This is a genomic window from Achromobacter animicus (genome assembly GCF_040775605.1).
In the GTDB taxonomy this organism is placed as follows: Bacteria; Pseudomonadota; Gammaproteobacteria; order Burkholderiales; family Burkholderiaceae_B; genus Achromobacter; species Achromobacter animicus.
On record NZ_JAYGJK010000001.1, the window covers coordinates 4,942,525 to 4,962,738 of the forward strand.

Annotated in this window: 20 protein-coding genes; 9 read left to right on the top strand and 11 right to left on the bottom strand. The window is 66.6% G+C overall.

Translation table 11 applies throughout. From position 1 onward, the window contains the following. Positions 1-109: 109 nt before the first annotated feature. Entirely contained in the window at positions 110-1,771 is a 1,662-nt protein-coding gene (locus AB3147_RS22675) for an ATP-binding protein (RefSeq protein ID WP_367353017.1), read from the top strand. An 18-nt stretch (positions 1,772-1,789) separates the two neighbouring features. Here AB3147_RS22675 and AB3147_RS22680 read toward each other — a convergent pair whose 3' ends face one another. From AB3147_RS22680 to AB3147_RS22700, 5 genes are all read right to left on the bottom strand, one after another. Further along, positions 1,790-2,137: a hypothetical protein gene (locus tag AB3147_RS22680; RefSeq protein ID WP_175184464.1), complete on the bottom strand. Its 348-nt coding sequence runs from the start codon at positions 2,135-2,137 to the stop codon at positions 1,790-1,792. Between the two features lie 71 nt (positions 2,138-2,208). Next, positions 2,209-4,674, bottom strand: a complete 2,466-nt coding sequence (locus tag AB3147_RS22685; protein ID WP_367353018.1) for a TonB-dependent siderophore receptor — start codon at positions 4,672-4,674, stop codon at positions 2,209-2,211. A 163-nt stretch (positions 4,675-4,837) separates the two neighbouring features. Next, a complete protein-coding gene (locus tag AB3147_RS22690; protein ID WP_367353019.1) occupies positions 4,838-5,839 on the bottom strand; it encodes a FecR domain-containing protein in 1,002 nt (333 codons plus the stop codon). A gap of 11 nt (positions 5,840-5,850) precedes the next feature. Continuing rightward, a complete protein-coding gene (locus AB3147_RS22695; RefSeq protein ID WP_218343037.1) occupies positions 5,851-6,360 on the bottom strand; it encodes a sigma-70 family RNA polymerase sigma factor in 510 nt (169 codons plus the stop codon). Positions 6,361-6,484: 124 nt separating this feature from the next. Next, positions 6,485-6,727, bottom strand: a complete 243-nt coding sequence (locus AB3147_RS22700) for a hypothetical protein (RefSeq protein WP_367353020.1) — start codon at positions 6,725-6,727, stop codon at positions 6,485-6,487. Between the two features lie 257 nt (positions 6,728-6,984). Here AB3147_RS22700 and AB3147_RS22705 point away from each other — a divergent pair, with 257 nt between their 5' ends. Continuing rightward, the gene (locus AB3147_RS22705; protein WP_218343036.1) at positions 6,985-9,090 is read left to right on the top strand and encodes a PTS sugar transporter subunit IIC/EAL domain-containing protein; all 2,106 of its coding nucleotides are present in this window, start codon (positions 6,985-6,987) and stop codon (positions 9,088-9,090) included. Here the strand turns inward: AB3147_RS22705 and AB3147_RS22710 are convergent. After that, positions 9,083-9,985 (bottom strand): prohibitin family protein, encoded by a 903-nt coding sequence (locus AB3147_RS22710; protein WP_370632992.1) that lies wholly within the window; start codon positions 9,983-9,985, stop codon positions 9,083-9,085. The genes AB3147_RS22705 and AB3147_RS22710 overlap by 8 nt on opposite strands. 244 nt (positions 9,986-10,229) lie before the next feature. Then, positions 10,230-10,865 carry a DMP19 family protein gene (locus AB3147_RS22715; RefSeq protein ID WP_367353021.1) on the bottom strand — a complete coding sequence of 212 codons (636 nt, stop codon included), beginning with the start codon at positions 10,863-10,865 and terminating at the stop codon, positions 10,230-10,232. 180 nt (positions 10,866-11,045) lie between these two features. Between AB3147_RS22715 and AB3147_RS22720 the strand changes: the two genes are divergently transcribed. Together AB3147_RS22720 and AB3147_RS22725 are read left to right on the top strand one after the other, a co-directional pair. Beyond that, positions 11,046-12,110, top strand: coding sequence for a M4 family metallopeptidase (locus AB3147_RS22720; protein WP_367353022.1), 1,065 nt, complete (start codon positions 11,046-11,048; stop codon positions 12,108-12,110). Beyond that, complete coding sequence (locus AB3147_RS22725; protein ID WP_175122759.1) at positions 12,107-12,439, top strand: protealysin inhibitor emfourin; 333 nt, start codon at positions 12,107-12,109, stop codon at positions 12,437-12,439. The genes AB3147_RS22720 and AB3147_RS22725 overlap by 4 nt, the downstream gene beginning before the upstream one ends. Here the strand turns inward: AB3147_RS22725 and AB3147_RS22730 are convergent. Further along, positions 12,360-13,631, bottom strand: a complete 1,272-nt coding sequence (locus AB3147_RS22730; protein WP_367353023.1) for an MFS transporter — start codon at positions 13,629-13,631, stop codon at positions 12,360-12,362. The genes AB3147_RS22725 and AB3147_RS22730 overlap by 80 nt on opposite strands. A 209-nt stretch (positions 13,632-13,840) precedes the next feature. On the opposite strand from AB3147_RS22730, the gene AB3147_RS22735 reads away from it, so the two are divergent. Continuing rightward, positions 13,841-14,647: an AraC family transcriptional regulator gene (locus AB3147_RS22735; RefSeq protein ID WP_175137669.1), complete on the top strand. Its 807-nt coding sequence runs from the start codon at positions 13,841-13,843 to the stop codon at positions 14,645-14,647. Between the two features lie 66 nt (positions 14,648-14,713). Here AB3147_RS22735 and tam read toward each other — a convergent pair whose 3' ends face one another. Next, positions 14,714-15,487 (bottom strand): trans-aconitate 2-methyltransferase, encoded by a 774-nt coding sequence (gene tam, locus AB3147_RS22740; RefSeq protein WP_218343033.1) that lies wholly within the window; start codon positions 15,485-15,487, stop codon positions 14,714-14,716. A gap of 234 nt (positions 15,488-15,721) precedes the next feature. Continuing rightward, positions 15,722-16,708, bottom strand: coding sequence for a TerC family protein (locus AB3147_RS22745; RefSeq protein ID WP_175122755.1), 987 nt, complete (start codon positions 16,706-16,708; stop codon positions 15,722-15,724). Between the two features lie 121 nt (positions 16,709-16,829). Between AB3147_RS22745 and AB3147_RS22750 the strand changes: the two genes are divergently transcribed. The 3 genes from AB3147_RS22750 to AB3147_RS22760 all read left to right on the top strand — a co-directional run bounded on the left by AB3147_RS22750 (position 16,830) and on the right by AB3147_RS22760 (position 18,935). After that, positions 16,830-17,723, top strand: a complete 894-nt coding sequence (locus AB3147_RS22750) for a LysR family transcriptional regulator (RefSeq protein WP_175184471.1) — start codon at positions 16,830-16,832, stop codon at positions 17,721-17,723. Between the two features lie 86 nt (positions 17,724-17,809). Beyond that, positions 17,810-18,208 (top strand): hypothetical protein, encoded by a 399-nt coding sequence (locus AB3147_RS22755; protein WP_175122753.1) that lies wholly within the window; start codon positions 17,810-17,812, stop codon positions 18,206-18,208. Between the two features lie 52 nt (positions 18,209-18,260). Beyond that, a complete protein-coding gene (locus AB3147_RS22760) occupies positions 18,261-18,935 on the top strand; it encodes a hypothetical protein (protein ID WP_239212978.1) in 675 nt (224 codons plus the stop codon). A 73-nt stretch (positions 18,936-19,008) separates the two neighbouring features. Here AB3147_RS22760 and AB3147_RS22765 read toward each other — a convergent pair whose 3' ends face one another. Continuing rightward, on the bottom strand, positions 19,009-19,410 hold the full coding sequence (locus AB3147_RS22765) for a hypothetical protein (RefSeq protein ID WP_191576163.1): 402 nt from the start codon (positions 19,408-19,410) through the stop codon (positions 19,009-19,011). Positions 19,411-19,619: 209 nt separating this feature from the next. On the opposite strand from AB3147_RS22765, the gene AB3147_RS22770 reads away from it, so the two are divergent. Then, complete coding sequence (locus AB3147_RS22770; protein ID WP_367353024.1) at positions 19,620-20,198, top strand: YdcF family protein; 579 nt, start codon at positions 19,620-19,622, stop codon at positions 20,196-20,198. Positions 20,199-20,214 lie beyond the last annotated feature (16 nt).

Below are 20,214 nucleotides of genomic sequence, written 5' to 3' on the forward strand. Positions count from 1 at the left end.
GATATGCAAATAGGAATTGTTTTTATTCTATACGAGCCGCCCGCGCGCGCGCACGTGCGCGGGCGGTGGGATAGAATCGGAGTCCTTCCCGCCCGACTCAATGAGCGCCATGCAGAACGACCTGTCCGTGCCTCAGTTCCTTGCCAGCGGCGGGGAAATGGGCGCACGCGTCAGCCGGCACGACTGGTCCGCGACGCCACTCGGCCCCCTCTCCGCCTGGCCCGCCTCGCTGCGCATTGCCGCAGGCATGGTGCTGTCCTCCCGGTTCCCGTCCTGTCTGGTCTGGGGCCCCGATCTCATCTCGATCTACAACGACGCCTTTGTGCCCATCCTGGGCGCCAAGCCCGACGCGCTGGGCCGCCCGTTCAACGAGGTCTGGAACGAAGCCTGGTCGCTGATCGGCCCGATCGCCGAACGCGCCTACGCCGGCGAGGCCACCTTCATCGAGGACTATCCCCTCGAAGTCCATCGTTATGGCCGCGCCGAACAGGCCAACTTCACGTTCTGCTACAGCCCCGTGTACGACGAGAACGGCGAGGTCGTCGGCATGATCGATACCGTCATTGAAACCACCGCCCGGGTCGGCGCCGAAAAAGCTCAGGCCGAGGCGCTGCGCCTGGCCGAAGAAGCCTTGCGCCAAAGCCAGAAGATGGACGCCATCGGCCAGCTGACGGGTGGCGTCGCGCACGACTTCAACAATCTGCTGACGGGGATTTCCGGCAGCCTGGATTTTCTGTCCCAGCGTCTCGCGCAGGGGCGGACCGACGACCTCGGCCGTCACATCGCGGTGGCCAAAAGCGGCGCCGACAAGGCAGCCGTCCTGACGCGCCGCCTGCTGAATTTTTCGCGCCGCCATCCGCTGGAGCGCAAGGCGGTGGACATCAACCACGTCATCGCCGACATGGAGGCGCTGATCGCGCGCAGCGCCGGATCGGCGGTCACGCTGGACGTGGCCTGCGCGCCCGGGTTGTGGCCGGTCTGGGTGGACGCACACCAGCTAGAAAACGCGCTGCTGAACCTGTGCCTGAACGCGCGCGACGCCCTGGCCGGAAGCGGCACGCTGCGCATCGCGACGAACAACGTGACCCTGGACGCCGAGGGCGCGCGCCAGCGCGGCTTGCAACCGGGCGACCACGTGCGGTTGCGCGTGTCCGACACGGGCTGCGGCATGACGCCCGAAACGATGCGGCGCATGTTCGAGCCCTTCTACACCACCAAGCCGGCCGAGCGCGGCACCGGCCTGGGACTTGCGCTGGTTCACGACTTCGTCCGCCAATCCGGCGGCCATGTCCAGGTGCGTTCGCAGCCGGACCAGGGCACGGATATCGACCTGTATTTTCCGCGCCATGGCGGCGCCCAGATCGACGTCGCGGCGGACACCGCCGCCGCTCCGCCCCCGCGGACCTTGCAGGGCGGAACGGTGCTGCTGGCCGAAGACGACCCCGCCGTGCGTGAAGTCACCGCCGAGGTGCTGAAGGAAATCGGTTACGACGTGATCGAGGCCACGGACGGCGCCAGCGCGCTCAAGCTTCTGACCACGCAGGCCCGGATCGATCTGCTGGTGTGTGATCTGGCCTTGCCGGGCGGCGTGAATGGACGACGGGTGGCGGAGACCGGCAGGACGTTGCGGCCCGGGATGAAGGTGCTGTTCATCACGGGCTACGGTGAAAGCGCCGAAGGCGACAACGTGCCGGCGGCGGGTGCGCCGGTGCTGCTCAAACCGTTCACCCTCGATGAACTGGCGAGCCAGGTGCATGCGCTGATGCGCTGAAACCCAGCCGGCGGGTGCTCAGACAGACGGCAGGCGCCTCGTCGTGCGGATCCAGAACAGCCCCGCCCCCGACAGCAGCATGGCGAACAGCAGGTACACAAAACAGATCAGCAGGCCGAAGAAATAGTAGCGGTCGTAAACACTGGCCGCCCACCACGCAACTCCGCCATACACCGCCATGACGATGAACGGCAGCCACAGCACCGCCACGCCGGCGCGGCGCCAGCCGGGGGTGTTCAAACGCGGAAATCGATGCGGGCGGGCGCGCAGCAGCAAAGCCAGCGCCGACAGCGCCGGCAGCACAAAGGCCAGCACCGCCAGCACCAGCAGGCCGGCATCCAGGAACGTCGCCACGAACTCGCGCAAAATCGGCTCCTTGCACGGCGCGCACGGGTGGCGCCGTCCCGGACGTTATACACGAGGCGCCGCGGACGTCCTTACAGCTTGGGCGCGTAGCGCACGGTCAGCATCACATTGCGGGGCTCGCCGTAGTAGTTGTTGCTGGACAGCGTGTTGTACGACGGCACGTAGTATTTCTTGTCGAACACGTTGTTCACGTTCAGCCCGAAACTCAGCTCCGGCGTGGCCTGGTAACCCACGCGCGCGTTCCAGATCGTGAATCCCGCCAGCTTGAATTCGCGGTCCGAACTGATCGTCGACGTCTGCGTATTCACGCCGGCGCCCACGCTCAGGCGGTTCCACGTGCCCGGCAGCTTGTAGTTGGCCCACAGGCGCAGCATGTGCTTGGGCGTCCAGGTGCTGAAGACCTTGCCCTGGTTGTCCGGGTCCTCCAGGAACTTGGTGGTGTTATAGGCGTAGCCGGCATACAGCTCCAGCCCCCTGACCACTTCGCCGGAGATCTCGGCCTCGATGCCCTGGCTGCGGACCTTGCCCGCCGCGCGCGAGCAATACCAGCCGTTGCAGGCAAACCCGGCGTCGTAGTCGTTGACCGCACGGTTCTTGTGGTCGTAGCGGAACAACGCAAGCAAGGTATTGACCCGGCCGTCCGCCAGCTCGCCCTTCACGCCGACCTCGTAGTTGTTGCCCTCGATCGGCTTGAGCAGGCTGCCCGACACCGTGCGCTGCGTCTGCGGCTCAAACACCGTGGTGTAGCTGCCGTAGACCGACCAGTTGTCGGTCAGCGAATACACGATGCCGGCGTACGGAATGAACTCGCCCGAGGTCGATGACGTCGTGGCTTCGCCCCCGCCGCTGTAGCGGTAGTCGAACCAGCCGACGCGGCCGCCGCCGATCAGCGCCAGCGATTGCGTGGGCTTGACGCGCCACGTGCCGTAGATGCCCTTCTGCCGGATGTCGTAGGCGCTGCGCGAATCGTAGCCGCTGGCGGCGACGATGGAATCGATGTCCTGCCACGAACGGTGATGGTCCAGATCGAAGATGTTGCCGCCGCTCTCCCACGAGCGGGTGAACCGGTCATTCGTCGTGAGCTTGGAGTAGTTGGCGCCGATCACCACTTCCTGCGCCATGCCCCAGGCGTTGAAGTCACCGGCCACCGACATGTCCATGCCGCGCTGGCGGCTCGTGAAGTCCACGCCGAAATTGCCGTAGTCCAGGCCGCTGCCGTCGCGCTGCACGGCTCCGGCGACGCGCTGGTGCACGGTCGTGTTGTCTTCGTCCATCGCCACGCCGGCCAGCCGGAAGCGCCACGACGAGTTGAAGCGATGCGTGACGTCGGCGTTGAAGATGGTCTGGTCGTTGGTGGCGCGGTTCCAGGTCGAGCCGGTGAACGTCGAGCGCGGCAGATCGATGCTGCCGCCATCTTCATAACGGGGATAGCCGACGAACATGGGCCGCGACTTGCTGTACCGATTGCTGACGCCCAGCCCCACCGTCGTGTTCTCGGTGATGTCGTAGTCCAGCGCGGCGTACAGGTTGCGCGTCCTGTCCCACACATAGTCGATGTACGAATGGCTGCGGTCCTCGTCCAGCACCACGCGCCCGCGCAGCGTGCCCGATTCATTGAGCGGACCGCCCGCATCCAGGGTCAGGCCGTAGTGATCCCACGATCCCACCTTGCCCGTCAGGACCACCGAGGGCTCTGCGCCGCCGCGCTTGCGCACCAGGTTGATCGCACCGCCGGGACTGCCCGCGCCTTGCAAGAGGCCCGCCGCGCCGCGCAGGATTTCCACGCGGTCATAGAACACCAGCGAATCCTGCTCCCAGTTGCCCAGGCTGTAGCTGTTGCGCAGCAGGGACACGCCATCGTATTGCAGCAGGTCCACGGGAAAGCCGCGAGCATTGATCGCGACGCCGGCGCCCACACCCTGCACGCCCACCATGCCGGCCGTGTTGTTGACGGCGTCCGGCAGGCTGGTCATGTCCTGGTCGTCCATCCGCTGCCGCGTCAGCACGGTGATGGATTGCGGAATGTCTTTGAGCGCCTGCGGCGTCCTGCCAATGGTGACCGCCGGCGACGTGTACGAACCCGTGCCGTCCGTCGTGGTGTTGTAGGTGCCCGTCACCGTCACAGGCGCGAGCGTCGCGGTCGCTTCGGCCGGCGCCTGCCGCAGACGATAGCCGCCCTCGGCGCGCGCCACCGCTTGCAGGCCCGTGCCGGCCAGCAGGCGCTCGAGCGCGGCGTCCACGGTGTACGTGCCCGTCAATCCCCGCGTCGAGGCCCCGGCCGTCAGGCCCGGATCGGACGCCACCATCACGCCCGCCTGCACGCCAAACGTGCCCAGCGCCGCACTCAGCGGCCCGGCCGGAATGCTGAACGCGATGGCGCGCGGCGCCTGCGCCTGGGCATGCACCACCATCGGCGCCAGAACGGCAGCCGCCGCAAGGGGCGTGAAACGCCGCAGCGCGGCGCTCAGGGCCGTGCGGCGCAGGGGAAGTCGGACAAGCGCCGCGGCGCTTACGGCGCGGACAGGACGAGGTGACATGTAAGGGTTCCCAGGCTCATGAAAGGTCGGCGCAGCCGCGAGACACGGGCTGCTTTCCTGACATGAAGCGCGAGATCGGGATATCCGCCGTTGCTGTTACAAAAAAGCCGGCAATAAGGGAAACGCGGCTCACCGAGGGACGAGAATCACAAGGCCACGCGAGTCACACGTGGCTCACCGTCACCCAGTAACGCGTATAGCGGCGCACCTGCACCGGGAGGATTTCTTCAAGCATGGCCAGCACCTTGTCGGTGTCGCCCAGCGGGAACGCCCCCACCACGCGCAGCCCGGCAACCGCGTCCGAGCAATGCAGCAGGCCCGGGCGGTAGCGGCCCAGTTCGTTCAGGAAGGCCGATAAGGGCATTTCGTCCGCGATCAGCATGCCGTCCAACCAGGCGGACACGCCGGGCTCCAGCGTCCCCGGCGCAAAGCTGCCGCCCGCCGTGAACTCGGCCTGTTCGCCAGCCCGCACACGCCGCGGGCCGGCGTCCGTCGCCAGGCCGCGCACGTCCACCGCGCCTTCCAGCACCGCCACCCGCATGCGGCCCGCCTCCAGATCGCGCACCAGAAAGCGCGTGCCCACCGGCGTCACCACGCCGCCGCGCGTGCGCACGCTGAACGGCCGGCCGTTCGCATCGGGCGCGGTCGCGATCAAAATTTCGCCCTGCAGCAGCACCAGTTCGCGGTGGCTTGCGGTATAGCGCAGATCCACTGCGGTGCCGGCGTTCAGTTCCACCTGCGTGCCGTCGGGCAGCGTCACTGACCGGCGTTCGCCCGTGCCGGTGCGCAGGTCCGCCGACAAGCGGCGGATCGCGTCACGCTCGCCCACGGCCCACGCGCCCAGACCCACACCAACCGCCGCGAACATCAGGCGCAATGCGGTACGGCGGGATTGAATCAGCGGCGCCTGCCGCAAGGTGCGCGACGCCACCGACGGCCCCGCCTGCGCCACGCCCGCAGCCACGTCGCGCGTCAAGGCGCCCAACCGTTGCCAGGCCAGTTCGTGGGCGGGTTCCGCCCGCCGCCAGCGCTCGAAGCGATCGCGTTCGGCAGGGCTGGCGTCTTCACGCAGACGCGCCCACCAGTCCGCCGCCTGCCGGATCACTTTGGGATCGATGGCGCCGGCCTCGGGCGCGTGGGGCCGCAGCAGCTTGGCGTTGTCCATGAATTCTGGGGTCAGCCGTATACGGCCGTGTAGCAGTGCACCAACGCGCGCGCCAGCGACTTCTGCACGGCGTTGGGCGTCAGGCCCAGCTGCTGGCCGATCTCGGCATACGACAGGCCGTCGATCTGCGCCATCAGGAAGATCCGGCGGCTGGTCATCGGCAAGGCGTCGAGCAGTTCGCACACTTCCGCCAGCGCCTCCAGGATCAGCGCGCGGGCCTCGACCGAGGGTTCGACGGCCACGGGCTGCAGCGCCAGCGTCTCGGCGTAGGCCGCTTCCAGCGCGGCGCGGCGCGCCCGGCCGATCAGCAAACGGGTGGCGATGGTGCGCAGGTAGGCGCGCGGTTCATTGAGCGGTTCGCGGAGATTGGCGCGGATCAGGCGCTCGAACGTATCGTGCGCCAGGTCGGCCGCGTCCGACGCATTGCCCAGCTTGCGTTGCAACACGCCCCGCAGCCATTGGTGATGGGCCTGGTAAACGGACTGCACCTCTGCACGAGAGGCAAATGAGGAGGATGGCATGGCGGAGCGGCCCGGCGTCGCCGCCTGAGAGCAAGACGAGATGAAAATGATTCGCAATTATAGATGCGGTTTTCGTCTTTGCAAGGCGCCGCCCCAGCGCCCGCCGTATGGTGGCGTGGCGCCGCTAGTAGTCCATCGGCACGTGGTTCTGTGCGGCGCGTATCTCTTGTATATGGCGTTCGGCTTCCTGGCGTTCGACGGCGGGCGGCAGCGCGCGCCAGCTCACCAGGTTGCCCGGCGTCTTCAAGGGCATCCAGCCCAACACGCTGTACAGCGAAATCGCGGTGCCGCCGGTATCGAGCCGCGTCTCGTAATAACCCTGACGATCCGGCATGGTGTCGCCGGGCGTCCAATCCAATTGAGGCATCCAGGTCTCCTCCTGGTGAAGCTTATGTGCAAGAACGCGCGGTCCTTGCAAGGCGGATTCCACCGATCGTATAGCGTCCGGACCGGCTTGTCCCCTATCAAAAAGACTGAATTTCCAATTATTGACAGAGGGGAATCCCTAGGCCGCCGGCACGTTTTTGCATTGCTAAAGCCCGAACACAGGCGCTAGCATGCGGCAACGGATTTTTACCCCCGGCGGACATGCATCGCCCGGGCCCCTCGCGCCACAAGACGGCCATGCCGAAATCGATCTTTCCGCAGTACCCAAGAGATCGGCTGGCCGCCCTGGCAAGCGCCAACTCCCTGCGCGCCATCCGCGAAGGCCTGCTGTGGGCCATGCCCTGCCTGCTGGTCTCCGCCTTGTTCCTGGTGCTGTCCGTTTGCGCACGCCTGTTCGGCCTGCCCGACAGCATTGCCGATCTGCTGGCGGGTCTGCACCGCGCGCTGTCGGGCGTCATCCCGCTGCTGGCCGGCACCGCCATCGGCTACATGCTGTCGATCCGCCACCGGCTTCCGCACCTGCCCACCGCGCTGCTGTGCCTGTGCTTTGTCGCCATCGCCGAAAACTTGCTTGCCCCCTACCCCCGCGCAGCCGCCACACTCACCTTGTTCATCGCCATCGTCACGCCGATCGCGGCCGTGCCGGCGATGGCCTGGCTGCACCGGCGCCGCTGGACGCAACTGGCGCCGGACGGACTGATCGGCGAAAACGTCCGCGACTCATTGAACATGATCGTGCCGGGATTGCTGACGGCCGGCCTAGTAATGGCGGCGCTGTCGGCGGCGTTGAGCATCCCCGCCGTGGCACAGGTCGACATTCCGCTGAGCCTTGCATCGCTGGACAGCCCCTACACGTCCGGCGCGCTGGTCGGGGCGCTCAATTCCCTGTTCTGGTTCTTCGGCATCCACGGCGCGCAGGCCATGGCGCCCATCATGGACGTGCTGGACCAGGCGACCCGGCTCAACGCCACCAGCGTGGCCGCGGGCTACGAAGGCGTCTATGCGCTGAACGGCACGCTGCTGGGCGCGTTCGTCTTCATTGGCGGCTCCGGCGCAACCTTGTCGCTGGTGGTGGCGATCCTGCTGTTTTCGCGCAGCGATTCGCTGCGGGTGCTGGCGGTGGCCAGCATTCCGGTGTCGCTGCTGAATATCAACGAGATCCTGCTGTTCGGCCTGCCGCTCATCCTGAATCCCCGTCTGCTGCTGCCCTTCGTGCTGACGCCCGTGGTCAATGTGCTGGTTGCCGTGGCGGTCGTGCAGCTGGGCTGGCTGGCCCCCGCCACCGTGGCGCTACCGCTGACATCGCCCGTGCTGTTCAACGCCTACCTGGGCGCGGGCGAAAGCCTGGCGGGAATCGCGCTGCAATGCGCGCTGGTCGCGCTGGGCGCCTGCATCTACGTGCCCTTTCTGCTTGCGCTGGAGCGGCAGCGCCAGGCCGATGCCACGGTGTACTTCAAGTCGCTGGACACCACCTTTCCGCAGTTGCAGGAAGAATCCCTGCTGTATGCCCATGACCCGGTCGCGTCCACCTACGCCACGCGCGCGCGCCGCCAGGCCGAGGTCGCGCGCATCCGCGCCATCAGCGAATACGACTTCTATCTGGAGTTCCAGCCGCAGGTATCGATGCGCACGGGCCTATGCACCGGCTGCGAGGCCCTGCTGCGCGCCACCGGCCCCGAAGGCACGCAGCAGGCGCCGCTGGAATTCCTGCGCTGGCTGGCGCGCGCGGACCTCATGCGCGAAGTCGATCTCTGGGTGGCGCGGCAGGCGGTGCTGCAATGCCTGGCGTGGCGGGCGCAGGGCTTCACGATGCCCATGACCATCAACGTCACAAGCGGCACGTTGACGGCGCCGGCCTTTCTGGACCGGTTGATCAAAGTGCTGGCGCAGGCGCAGGGCCAGGTCTCGGTCGAGCTCACGGAAGATGCGCTGGTCGAAGACGCCGACGCGCTGCACACGGCTTTCGACCGCCTGCATGGCATCGGCGCGCGCGTCTATATCGACGACTTCGGCACGGGGTATTCGGCGCTGAGCTACCTGCACCAGTTTCAGATCGACGCGGTCAAGATCGACCGCAGCTTCGTGATGGCGCAGAGCCACGACCGGGGCGCGCTGGTGATGAGCGGCCTGCTGCGATTCTGCGAGGCGTTGAACCTGCAGATCATCGTCGAGGGCGTGGAAACGGAGGGGCAGTTGTCCGCGCTGGCGTCCAGCGCGGAGATCGTCGTGCAGGGCTGGTACTACAGCAAGGCGGTGTCCGGCGAACACATCGTGGACTTTGCGCGCCGGCGGCGGGAGCTCTCCGCCCTGCCGGCGCATCCTGCCAGCGCGGCCGCTACTTGATGCCGATGAAGGGCAGCGCGGCGCCCGGCACCTGCGTGGACGGCAGCACGCCATCCCACTTTTCAACGGCGTTCAGGCTCACCAGATTGGTGTTGGCGGCCAGCGCCTCGGCCTTGGCGCGGATCGACGCCGCTTCGGCCTCGCCGCGCATGCGGATGCCGTCGGCTTCCGCGGTGAACTGCTGACGGCGCGCATCGGCTTCGGCCTTGGCCTTCACCACCTGGATCTCGGCGGTGATCATCGCCGTTTCCTTCTGCTGGCGGGTCGTCTCGATCTGCACCTGCGCCAGCATGCGCTGTTCGATCGAATGCTCGTAGGCCTGCGAAAAGCCCACCTCTTCGATCTGCACGCCCACCACCTGGACCGGCGCGCCTTCCATCGTCTTGAGCACGGCGTTGTTCACGTCCAGGCCAAGCTTCTGGCGTTCCTGGATGGCGCGCACGGCGGTGTACTGGCCAAACACGTTCTTCACCGCGTCCGGCGTCTTGCGCTCCAGCACGCGCATCTGCAGATTGGCGATGGTGCCGTATTCGGAGTAGAGCTCGGCCACGTGCTCGGACGGCACGCGGTACGTGACCGACACGCGCAGCGTCGCGGGCTGCTGGTCGTAGCTGTAGGCCTCGAGCTTTTCAAACACGAAGGTGTGGTCGCGCACGGACACCGTCATCACGTTGTCGATGAACGGCGTCTTGAAATCCAGTCCGGGTTCGGCCACGCGCACGAGCTTGCCGTTGCGCAGCACCACGCCGCGTTCGCCCTGATCGACCTGGAACCACGATCCGAAGGCGATGAACAGGATCAGCAGGAAGATGAGTGCGGTTCCAATGGCGAATTTCACGTTGCGCGGCTTGACCGCGCCGATCGTCTTGACCATCTGGATATCTGTCGGCTTCATCTTCACTTCCAATCCCTGTCTGTTCTTTTGCGTTTACGGTCCGAGAGCACCGCCGCGATGCCGCGCGCGAGCAGATAGGCGACCACCGCCGCCCCCACCAAGATAAGGAAATACCGCATCGAGCGTCCCCCCCGGGAAAGAAGGACGGGATTCTATCCCGCAGCGGCCGACCCGCCGCAGGCGTGTATCGACGTAATGTGGCGATACGTTTCTGAACGTTTCTGCTGCAGTGATTCTGCCGGTTTCAGGCGCCGTACCAGCGCAAACCCAGCCGCGCAATCGAGTCCGGGTAGTCCCAGAATGCGTGATCCAGCGACTCCATTTCTTCCTGCTCCTGCTCGGTCATCGCGCCGTAGATGTCGTTGAGCTGCACCACCTCGGGCGAGGCCTCGAAACGGTCGATCAGTCCGCGCATGCGCGACAGCACATCCAGCGTGTGCACCGCGCCGATCTTGCGCAGCGCATGCAACGCCAGTTGGCAGGTCTGGTCGCCCCAGTTGCACAGAAACTGCATGAAGCCGCCATTGTTGATGTCGGCCTCCATGCGCCACAAGGCCACCAGTTCCTGGTCGGTTTCCGACAGCCGGTCGAGCTTCCATTGCGCGGCTTGCAGCGTCGCCATGGCTTGCTCGTAGCGCAGATCCCACAGCAGATCGTGCACGTTCAGCATCCCTTCCGGCACAGGTGCGGCCAGCGCAGGCCACACGACGCCATGCCCATCGTCCACCAGTTGCCAATGCGTGCGCGCCTCGGGTGTCGCCTCGTGCAGGCGGATGTGCCGGCGGATCGGCTCCTTGATCTCGCGGCCGTCGGCAAGCGTCAACAGCACGTGCGTATCGGTGAGCGACAAGGAAGCGATGCGGTAGTCAGGCGTGGTCATGCAAGGGTCCGGAAAAACGGGAAAGCGCAAGACGCTACCGGATCGGCGCAGCGCTGTCGAGGCGCGTGCGTTGCCGCTGCGCATCGCGCCGCATCCTGTTACGGCGCGCTGTTCACCCATCTGCTACGTTAACCAGGCATGCGCCGGGGTGTCCTCCGGCGCCTTTGCCGGAGACCGACCATGCCCCGCCCTTCCGAGTCCGCTCCTCTGATCGGAGTGGTCCCGCCGTACATGCTGGACCGGCTTGCGCAGCATACCGATGCGCGCGTCAGCATGCCCGCCGTCAAAACGATGATCATCGATCAGCAGCAACGCAGCCTGCGCGAGATGGCCGAGCAGCCGCCGCGCGCAACGCTGGCGCCGGCACGCCAGGTGGCGCCGGCCGGCACGCCCGACCGCGCCGTGCATGACGCGGGCAACAGCACCACGCTGCCCGGCAAACTGGTGCGGGCCGAAGGCGCGCGGCCCAGCGGCGACGCCGCGGTCGACGAGGCCTACGCGCACCTGGGTTCGACCTACAAGCTGTTCTGGAACGTGTACAAGCGCCACTCCATCGACGCGCACGGCTTGCCGCTGATCGGCACGGTGCATTACGGCGAAGACTACGAAAACGCCTTCTGGAACGGCGCGCAGATGGTGTTCGGCGATGGCGACGGCGAAATCTTCAACCGCTTCACCATCGCCGTCGACATCATCGGCCACGAACTCACGCACGGCGTCATCGACACCGAGGCGGCCCTGCTCTATCAGGGCCAATCGGGTGCACTGAACGAATCGCTGTGCGACGTGTTCGGCGCGCTGGTCAAACAATATTCGCTGGGGCAAACCGCCCGCCAGGCGGACTGGCTGGTGGGCCAGGGCCTCTTCACGGAAAAGGTGCGGGCGCGCGCGCTGCGCTCCATGTCCGAGCCGGGCACCGCGTACGACGATCCGGTGCTGGGCAAGGACCCGCAGCCCGCGCACATGCGCGACTACGTCGATACGCCGCGCGATAACGGCGGCGTGCACATCAATTCTGGCATTCCGAACCGCGCGTTCTATCTGGCCGCCACGGCGTTGAATGGCAATGCGTGGCAAGGCGCGGGCCAGGTCTGGTACGACACGCTGTGCGACAAGCGCCTGCGCCACGACGCCGGCTTCAAGGATTTTGCGGGCCTGACGATCCAGATCGCCGGCGAGAAGCACGATGCGGCCGTGCGCCGCGCCATCGACGACGCCTGGAAGGCCGTGGGAGTGTTGCCATGATCGAACTGCCCTCGCTGGATCTCGCCCAACTGGTGCGCTTGACGCGCGAGGGCGGTCTTGCCTACCTGCCGGGCCTGGCGCAGCCGCGTCACATCGACATGACCGCCTGCCCGCCCGGCGTGCGGCAGGAAGTGTGCGAGGCGCTGCTGCATGCCGCGCCCAAGGCCGTGTCCTGCGGGCCGGATGCGCGCGGCGATCAGCGCTACTTCCACGTTGAAGTGGAGTTCGAAGGCGCAGACGCGCCGCGGATCACTTTTGACGTGCCCGAGGCGGATGCGCCGCCGACGCTGGTGCAGCTGTGGAAGCGCCAGGCCGGCCAATCTGGATAGCGCGCCCGGCATACAGCCCGGCCAGCGCCATCAGCGCGCACAACGCCGCACACACGCCCAGCGCAACGCCCCAGCCGCCCAGCGCGTCGTGCACGCTTCCCACCAGGGTGGGGCCCGTCGCGGCGAACAAGTACCCCACGCATTGCGCCATGCCAGACAGGGCCGCCGCCTGTTGCGCGTGGCTGGCGCGCAGCCCGACAAACGCCAGGCCCAGGATGATGCCCGCGCCGGTGCCCAATCCCAGAAACGCGATCCACACCACACCCCATGCGGGCGCCGCGATCAGGCCCGTGAACGCCACGAACGACGCGCCCGCCGCGCAGAACGCCGCCGCGCGCTGGTCCTTCAAGCGGCGCAGCAACGGCGCCAGAAAGAGCGCGGGCGCTGCGGACGCCAGCTGCATGAAGCCGTGCAACGATCCGGCGCGCTCGGCCGAAAAGCCCGCGTCGTGCAGGATGGCGGGCAGCCAGCTCACCGCGACATAAAACACGAACGAATTGATGCCCAGGTACGCCGTGACCTGCCAGGCCAGCGGCGAGCGCCACAACCGCACCCCGTGCGGCGCGTGCGCGGTGGTCGCGGCGGGCGGCGTATGGTTGGCAAGCTGCGGCAGCCACAACAACAGGCTGAGCAGCGGCAGCGCCAGCATGCACAGCGTGGAAAACCGCCAGCCGCCCAGTTGAAGGTTGGCCAACGGCAATTCGGCCATGGGAATCGCGACGGCCGAGGCCAGCCCGGCTGCAAGGCCCATCGTCAGCACGTAGGCCGAGGTCAGGCCTGCCAGGCGCTGCGGGAAATCGCGCTTGAGCAGACTGGGCAGCAGCACGTTGCCCAGCGCGATGCCCGCGCCGATGATGGCCGTGCCCGCGTAGAGTCCTACGGCATCGCCCAGCACGCGGATCCCGATTCCGCCGGCGATGAGCAGCAGCGCCACGAACAGCGTGCGTTCCAGTCCAAAGCGGCGCGCCAGCCCCGCGGCAAACAGCGACACCACGGCGAAGGCCAGCAGCGGCAGCGTGATGAGCATCCCCGCCGCCGCCGACGACAGATTCAACTCGGCGCGGATCAGGCCGATGAGCGGCGGCACGCCGGTGAACGGCGCGCGCAGGGCCATGGCGATGAACAGGATGCCCAAGATCAGCAGCGCGGGGCGGCTGGGTATGGGGTGGCTGGATGAGGCGTGGCTAGACATAGGTTGGCCGGGTGCGGGGTGGCCGGGTGTGAGGTGGCTTGGCATCGGGTGGCGGGAGGCTTGCATGGAGTCAGCTTGGAAATTCTTCAGGCATGGAGGCCCTATTCGATCCCGCCAGCTTACGCATCGGCCGCTTTACCGAATTTCGAGATAATGACAAACTCTCTCGCAATCCGGCCAAAACGCGCCCTTCTGCCCGGCCGACGCCCATGCGCACGCCCGATACGCCCACCGCTCCGTTCGATCCCGACAGCCCCACGCAATGGGCCTTCGCCATGCCCGTGCATGCGGCCGAGCGGGACAACGAATCGCCCACACATCAGCATCACATGGGCCAGCTGGTCCTGGCGCTTCGCGGCGGGGTCACGTGCTCGGTGGCGCAGGGCCTGTGGATGGTGCCGCCGCAGTGCGCGGTCTGGATTCCCGGCGGCCAACCCCACAGCAATCGTGTCACCGCCAATGGGCGCATGTGCTTCCTGTTCGTGCCGGCCGACACGCCGCGTTTGCCCACGGCCTGCTGCACGCTGTCGATCACCCCGCTGGTGCGCGAGCTGGTCGTGCACCTGGCCAACCTGACGCCCGCCGAGGCCGCGGCCGACGCCAACCGCAAGCTGGCCGACGTGCTGCTGGACCAGCTGTCGCACATGCCCACCGAGCAGCTCCACCTTCCCATCTCCGACCACCCGCGTCTGCGCGAAATCGCCGGCGCGCTGAACGCGGACCCCGCCGACCGCAGCACCGTCGCACAATGGGGCAAGCGCGTCGCCATGAGCGAACGCACGCTGGCGCGGCTGGTGCAGCAGGAGGTCGGCATGAGTTTCGGCCGCTGGCGCCAGCAACTGCACATCATCCTGGCTTTGCAGCGGCTGTCGGCGGGCGTGTCGGTGCAACGCACGGCGGACGACCTGGGGTACGAATCGGTCAGCGCCTTCATCACGATGTTCAAGAAGACGCTGGGCAAAACGCCCGCGCGTTACTTTGCGGACAAGACCGACGGGCAGACGGCCGTGCAATGATGCCCGTCCAAGGGCTTGGCCTCGCCCAAAGAACCGGGTATCGGTGTGGCCGCGGGATTGCCCGCCCTACGCCTGCTTCGCGCTCGCCACGATGAACAGCCGCGGAAACGGCAACAGCACGGTGCCGTCCGCCAGCGCGGGATAGGCCGCTTCGATCAGCGACTGATAGCGCGCCAGAAAGCTGGCCTGCTCATCGGCATCCAGCTTGTCCAGATACGGCCGCAGGGCCGTACCCTTGAACCATTCCACCACCGCCGCAGCGCCCGCCAGCGGATGGTGATACGTCGTGCGCCACACATCCAGCGTGCCGCAATGCGGCTTGAGCAATTCGTAGTACCAGGCCGCGCTGTGCCGCGGCGGATGCTTCACGCCGCCCGTCTTGGCGGCCCAGGGCGCCTCACCGGCCACCTGCCGGGCAAGACGGTGCGCGGGCTCTTCCAGGTTGTCCGGCGTCTGCACCGCCAGGCTGCCGCCGGGCGCCAGCTTGGCCACCAGCGCCGGATACAGCGTGGCGTGGTCGGGCACCCACTGCAGCGCGGCGTTGGCCAGGATCACGTCGTACGCCTGCGGCGGATTCCAGCTGGCGATGTCGGCCAGTTCGAACGACAGCGCAGGCATGCGTTTGCGCGCGGCGTCAATCATGTCCTGCGAACTGTCCATGCCTGAAATCTCCGCGTCCGGATAGCGGCTGGCCAGCACCTCGGTGGAATTGCCCGGCCCGCAGCCCAGGTCCACGGCGCGCTTGACGACCAGATTGGGCAGCGCCGCCACCAGGTCCCGCACCGGACGAGTGCGTTCGTTTTCAAAAGCGGAATACTGCTTGGCGGACCAGGTGTTCATGATCGTTCCTTGTTTGGCGACCGGATGGTGAGACCCGGTGGGGCGACTCGGTGGTGCGACTCGGTAGCGCGTGTCGGAAATAGCGGTTTGTCAGCCGCCGACTCTACGCCTGGCCCTTTCCAATGACAAATCCACAAAACACCCGCCTGCCATATCGGGCGCATATGGCTTGCCACAAAAAAACCCGCCCGCCGAGCGTTGCCGGCGGGCGGGTTCGTGGGGCGGTAAGCCGGATTACTGAGGCTTCAGCTCATCCGTGCGGGTTTTCCACAGCGAGAACAGCACGCCGCCAAGGATCAGGCTGAAGGTCACGCCCAGCGAAATCGCGGGAGGCACCTTGCCGATGAAGCCGACCAGGAAGATCTTCGTGCCGATGAACACCAGGACCAGCGCCAACGCGTACTTCAGGTAATGGAAGCGGTGGATCATCGCCGCCAGGGCAAAGTACAACGCACGCAGGCCCAGGATCGCGAAGATGTTGCTGGTGTACACGATGAACGGGTCGGTCGTGATGGCGAAGATTGCGGGCACCGAGTCCACGGCAAACACCAGGTCGACGAACTCGATCAGCACCAGGGCCAGCAGAAGCGGCGTCGCATAACGCACCTTCTTGGACGTCGCCGGATCGGTTTCGGTCACCATGAACGCGTTGCCGCGCAGGCCGTCCGTGACACGCATGTGACGCTTCAGGAACTTCAGGATCGGGTTGGTCGCGATGTCAGGCGTCTGGTCCGCGATCATCCACATCTTGATGCCCGTGAACACCAGGAACGCGCCGAACAGATACAGCAGCCAGCCGAAGTTGCTGACCAGCGCGGCGCCCAGGCCGATCATCGTGGCGCGCAGTACGATCACGCCCAGGATGCCCCAGAACAGCACACGGTGCTGGTACTGGCGCGGGATCGCAAAGAAGCTGAAGATCAGCGCGATCACGAACACGTTGTCCATGGACAGCGATTTCTCGATCATGAAGCCCGTGTAATAGGCCATGCCGCTTTCGGCGCCCATGTTCCACCAGACCCAGCCACCGAACAGCACGGCAGCGGTGATGTAGCCGGCGGAAAGCAGCAGGCTTTCACGCACGCCGATCTCGCGGTCTTCCTTGTGCAGCACGCCCAGGTCAAAGGCCAGCAGGCTGACGACGATGCTGATGAAAAGCAGCCAGCTCCAGGTTGGCGTGCCGAGAAAATCGGCATTGAAGAAGGTGATCAAAGTGTCCATGATTGCCCCGCTAGATTCGAAGGTGCCCATGATCCGGATCCGCCGGGGATGGAGAAATCAGCCTGAAAGTGAGTTAAGGTTCGGAAAAACCGAAGTGATCCGACTAACTGAGCCAACACCCATGCTGAACTACCGCCACCTGTACTACTTCTGGATGGTCGCCAAGGAGGGCGGGTTTTCCCGCGCCGCCGAGCGCCTGGACATGGCCATCCAGACCATCAGCGCGCAGGTCCGCGAATTGGAAAAGAACCTGGGCCATCAGCTGCTCAAGCCGGCCGGCCGCGGCGTGACGCTGACCGACGCCGGCGAAGCCGCCTTCGCCCGCGCCGAAGAAATCTTCCAGATCGGGCAGGTGTTGCCGCAGGAAGTGCGTGCCGCCGCCACCAAGCCCGTCGTGCGCCTGTCCGTGGGCCTGTCGGATGGCATTTCCAAGCTGGCGGCACACGCCTTGCTGGGGCCCGTGCTGCACACGCCCGATCTGCATCTGACCTGTCATGAAGGTGAAGTCGAGGAACTGTTGGGCGAGCTGGCGCGGCATCACCTGGACCTCGTGCTGGCCGGCCAAGGCGCCCCCGCCAATCCCAACCTGCGGCTGACCAGCGACCGCCTCGTGTCGTCTCCGGTGGACTGGTACGGCCCGGCCAAGCTGGTGCGCAAGCCGGACACGCTGGATTTTCCGGGCTGTCTGGAGCGCCTGCCCGTGCTGCTGCCCACGGGCCATTCGGTGCTGCGCCAGACGCTGGATCGCTGGTTTGCCGAACAGGGCGTCTACCCGAACGTCGTGGGCGAGTTCGAGGACAGCGCCCTCATGTCCGTGTTCGCGGCGCGTGGCCTGGGCGTCTTTCCGCTCAGTCGGCTGGGCGGGGACGACGTTGCGCTGCTGCGCGGCCTGCGGCCGTTGGCGCGCTGCGACGACGTGCACGAGGAAATCCACGCCATCCGCAACCGCCGCGGCCAGCATCATCCGCTCGTCCGGCAGATCCTCGAGCAGGCTAAAACTTCGGTTTTATCTTAATGTTTGTCACATCCACTCTGGTTTTTCAGAAATAGAATCCCCGGTATCGTGGCCGTTCTTTTTGAGTCATCGGAGTACCTGAACAAATGAAGAAAATCATCTGGCTCGTTTTTGCCGTCCTGGCGGCGCTCTGGACCGGGCTGGTGGCGCTGACCCTGCAACTGACCGACTGGGTGCTGGCCACCATCGCCACGGCGCAGGTGCCAGGCACCGCGATCGACACCTCGCAGTGGGTGGCGCCGGCCTGGGCGGCGCCGTGGGTTGACCCGGCATGGCTGGCATCGCTGCAAGGGGGCCTGGTCTGGGCCGCGCAAGGCCTGAACCAGGTCCTGCCTTTTGCCGGCAGCCTGGGTACGCTGATCACCGTGCTGGGCTGGATCTGCTGGGGCTTCATCATGGCGGGACTGCTGGTGCTTGCGCTGATCCTGCACTGGCTGGCCGGCAAGCGCGAGCAGCAGACGGCCCCGGGCCGTCAAGTGGTGTAAAAAGGGGCAGGCAACGCGCCGCCCGGCACGCTGCCCTCAACCGGAGCGTGCCGTGCCCTCTCGATCTACCCGCCGTCTGATCCTGCCGTTTGCGGCGCTGCTGGCCAGCGCCGCCGCGACGTCCGGGCAGGCGGCGCCTTCGCAAACCGCACCAACGCAGGCCGCACCACCGCAGGCCGCAACAACGCAGGCCGCCTCCCCCCACGGCATCGACGTGTGCACGGTGACGGGGACCTCGGGGCAATACAGCGTGCGGGTGCGCAACACCACGGACAAGACGCTTTCGCACGCGGACGTCGTGGGCGTGCATCTGAACGCCGCCGGCCAGGGCGGCAACACCGTTACCGTCAACCTGCAGGACGTACCGCCCGGCAAGTACAAGACCGCCGTCCTGGCGCGCCACGGCGAATCGGCGGCGCTAGTCAGCATCGCCACCTACCAGACCGTCAACGGCGTCGACACGCCGCAGCAGGAACTCTACGCGGGCAAAGTCGCGCACGTGGCGCCCGGCTCGGCATTGCAGTACACGCTGGCACCGCTGGCCCTGCGCGGCTGGACCGTGGCCTATGGCACGGCGCAGAGTCCCAAGCTGGAACCCGGCAGCGCCGTGCTCCTTATCTATCCCGCCCGCACCGGAAAGAAGCGTGACGTCACGCGGCCCGATGCCGGGCGCGCGCCGGCGGACGTGGTGCCGCTGCTTTCGTGCGCCACGCCTCGCAAACATTGATCGCGTTCATTTGCTGACGCGGGACCGCGTTGCTACGGCGAGATTGCCGTCCCACGCCCCCTACGCTTTCCTATCACGTGCCGCTCAGCAGATCCCGCTCGTTCAGCAGCGCATAGACGATCTCGGGCCGGCTGTCGAAACCGCGACGGATCGCGGCAGGCAGCGACGCCCGCGTCTTGCGGCACAGACCCGGAAGTTCTTCAAGCTGTATCGAAATGCCGCGCGAGGTCCGCACCTCGTTTTCGCTGGGCGTGATGTGGATGACGATGCCAAGTTGCGCTTGGATGCGCCCCTGCATCGCACGCAGGTCGTCCAGGCTGGTGATGTTTTCCAGCCGCGCCACCAGGCGCTTCTCTTCCTCGCGCGTCAGCCGCAGCACCCGCATGTCCGTCGTTGGATTGGCCAGCAACTGCTCCCGGTCGCACACACAGGCGCCGGGAGGACATTCTTGGCGGATGGGAAACGGCAGGTTCATGGGGACGGTGCACCAGCCACAACGGCGCGGGTCGATATCTTCCCGATTCTAACCAGGATGTTCACCCGCCGACGCGCACTGCGCGTTTACCCGCAAGCGCGGGGCGGCCCGCCCCTCCGCCCCCCTACCAGTAATCGTTCAGACATGAGATTGCCCCGAACGCCTTTTGCCGTAAGCTCCTGCCCTTGCCCTGAATCCTGGCTCCCCCCATGACCGTTCCGACCTACCGATTTGCGGCCCGTACCTTGATGGCGTTGGCGGCGCTCGTGCTGCTGGCCGCGGCGGCGCTGGCCGCGACCGCCTTGCTGACCAACGCGCGCCACGCCGACGTGGCCGTCGTGCTGGGCAACAAAGTTGAACCCGGCGGCCAGCCTTCGCCGCGCCTGGCCGCGCGGCTGGACCGCGCCTACGACTGCTACGCCGCATCAACCTGCCGCGTCCTGTTCGTCAGCGGCGGCGTGGATCCCGCGGGCACGGACGAGGCCGCCGCCATGCGCGATTACCTGCTGGCGCGCGGCGTGCCCGCCGACCGCATCGTCGTGGACAGCGCCGGCGTCGACACCTGGGCCACGGCCCGCCACGCCAGCGCCTACATGCGCCAGCACGGCTACACAAGCGCGATGGCCGTGACGCAGTATTTCCATGTGCCGCGCACGATGCTCGCGCTCAAGCGCCAGGGCGTCGCGGACGTAAGCGGCGCGTACCCTGCATTTTTCGAATTACGCGACGTCTATTCCGTTTTGCGCGAGCTGCCCGCCGTGGCGCTGTATATTTTCCGGCCACTGTAGCGGCGCATCCGCCTGC

Excerpts from the sequence above, each read along its gene's own strand:
- AB3147_RS22720 (WP_367353022.1), top strand. The coding sequence starts at position 11,046 with ATGCCCCGCCCTTCCGAGTCCGCTCCTCTGATCGGAGTGGTCCCGCCG.
- AB3147_RS22690 (WP_367353019.1), bottom strand. The coding sequence starts at position 5,839 with ATGGACAACGCCAAGCTGCTGCGGCCCCACGCGCCCGAGGCCGGCGCC.
- tam (WP_218343033.1), bottom strand. The coding sequence starts at position 15,487 with ATGAACACCTGGTCCGCCAAGCAGTATTCCGCTTTTGAAAACGAACGC.
- AB3147_RS22700 (WP_367353020.1), bottom strand. The coding sequence starts at position 6,727 with ATGCCTCAATTGGATTGGACGCCCGGCGACACCATGCCGGATCGTCAG.
- AB3147_RS22730 (WP_367353023.1), bottom strand. The coding sequence starts at position 13,631 with ATGTCTAGCCACGCCTCATCCAGCCACCCCATACCCAGCCGCCCCGCG.
- AB3147_RS22725 (WP_175122759.1), top strand. The coding sequence starts at position 12,107 with ATGATCGAACTGCCCTCGCTGGATCTCGCCCAACTGGTGCGCTTGACG.
- AB3147_RS22675 (WP_367353017.1), top strand. The coding sequence starts at position 110 with ATGCAGAACGACCTGTCCGTGCCTCAGTTCCTTGCCAGCGGCGGGGAA.
- AB3147_RS22750 (WP_175184471.1), top strand. The coding sequence starts at position 16,830 with ATGCTGAACTACCGCCACCTGTACTACTTCTGGATGGTCGCCAAGGAG.
- AB3147_RS22755 (WP_175122753.1), top strand. The coding sequence starts at position 17,810 with ATGAAGAAAATCATCTGGCTCGTTTTTGCCGTCCTGGCGGCGCTCTGG.
- AB3147_RS22770 (WP_367353024.1), top strand. The coding sequence starts at position 19,620 with ATGACCGTTCCGACCTACCGATTTGCGGCCCGTACCTTGATGGCGTTG.
- AB3147_RS22695 (WP_218343037.1), bottom strand. The coding sequence starts at position 6,360 with ATGCCATCCTCCTCATTTGCCTCTCGTGCAGAGGTGCAGTCCGTTTAC.
- AB3147_RS22685 (WP_367353018.1), bottom strand. The coding sequence starts at position 4,674 with ATGTCACCTCGTCCTGTCCGCGCCGTAAGCGCCGCGGCGCTTGTCCGA.
- AB3147_RS22765 (WP_191576163.1), bottom strand. The coding sequence starts at position 19,410 with ATGAACCTGCCGTTTCCCATCCGCCAAGAATGTCCTCCCGGCGCCTGT.
- AB3147_RS22705 (WP_218343036.1), top strand. The coding sequence starts at position 6,985 with ATGCCGAAATCGATCTTTCCGCAGTACCCAAGAGATCGGCTGGCCGCC.
- AB3147_RS22715 (WP_367353021.1), bottom strand. The coding sequence starts at position 10,865 with ATGACCACGCCTGACTACCGCATCGCTTCCTTGTCGCTCACCGATACG.
- AB3147_RS22735 (WP_175137669.1), top strand. The coding sequence starts at position 13,841 with ATGCGCACGCCCGATACGCCCACCGCTCCGTTCGATCCCGACAGCCCC.
- AB3147_RS22745 (WP_175122755.1), bottom strand. The coding sequence starts at position 16,708 with ATGGACACTTTGATCACCTTCTTCAATGCCGATTTTCTCGGCACGCCA.
- AB3147_RS22710 (WP_370632992.1), bottom strand. The coding sequence starts at position 9,985 with ATGAAGCCGACAGATATCCAGATGGTCAAGACGATCGGCGCGGTCAAG.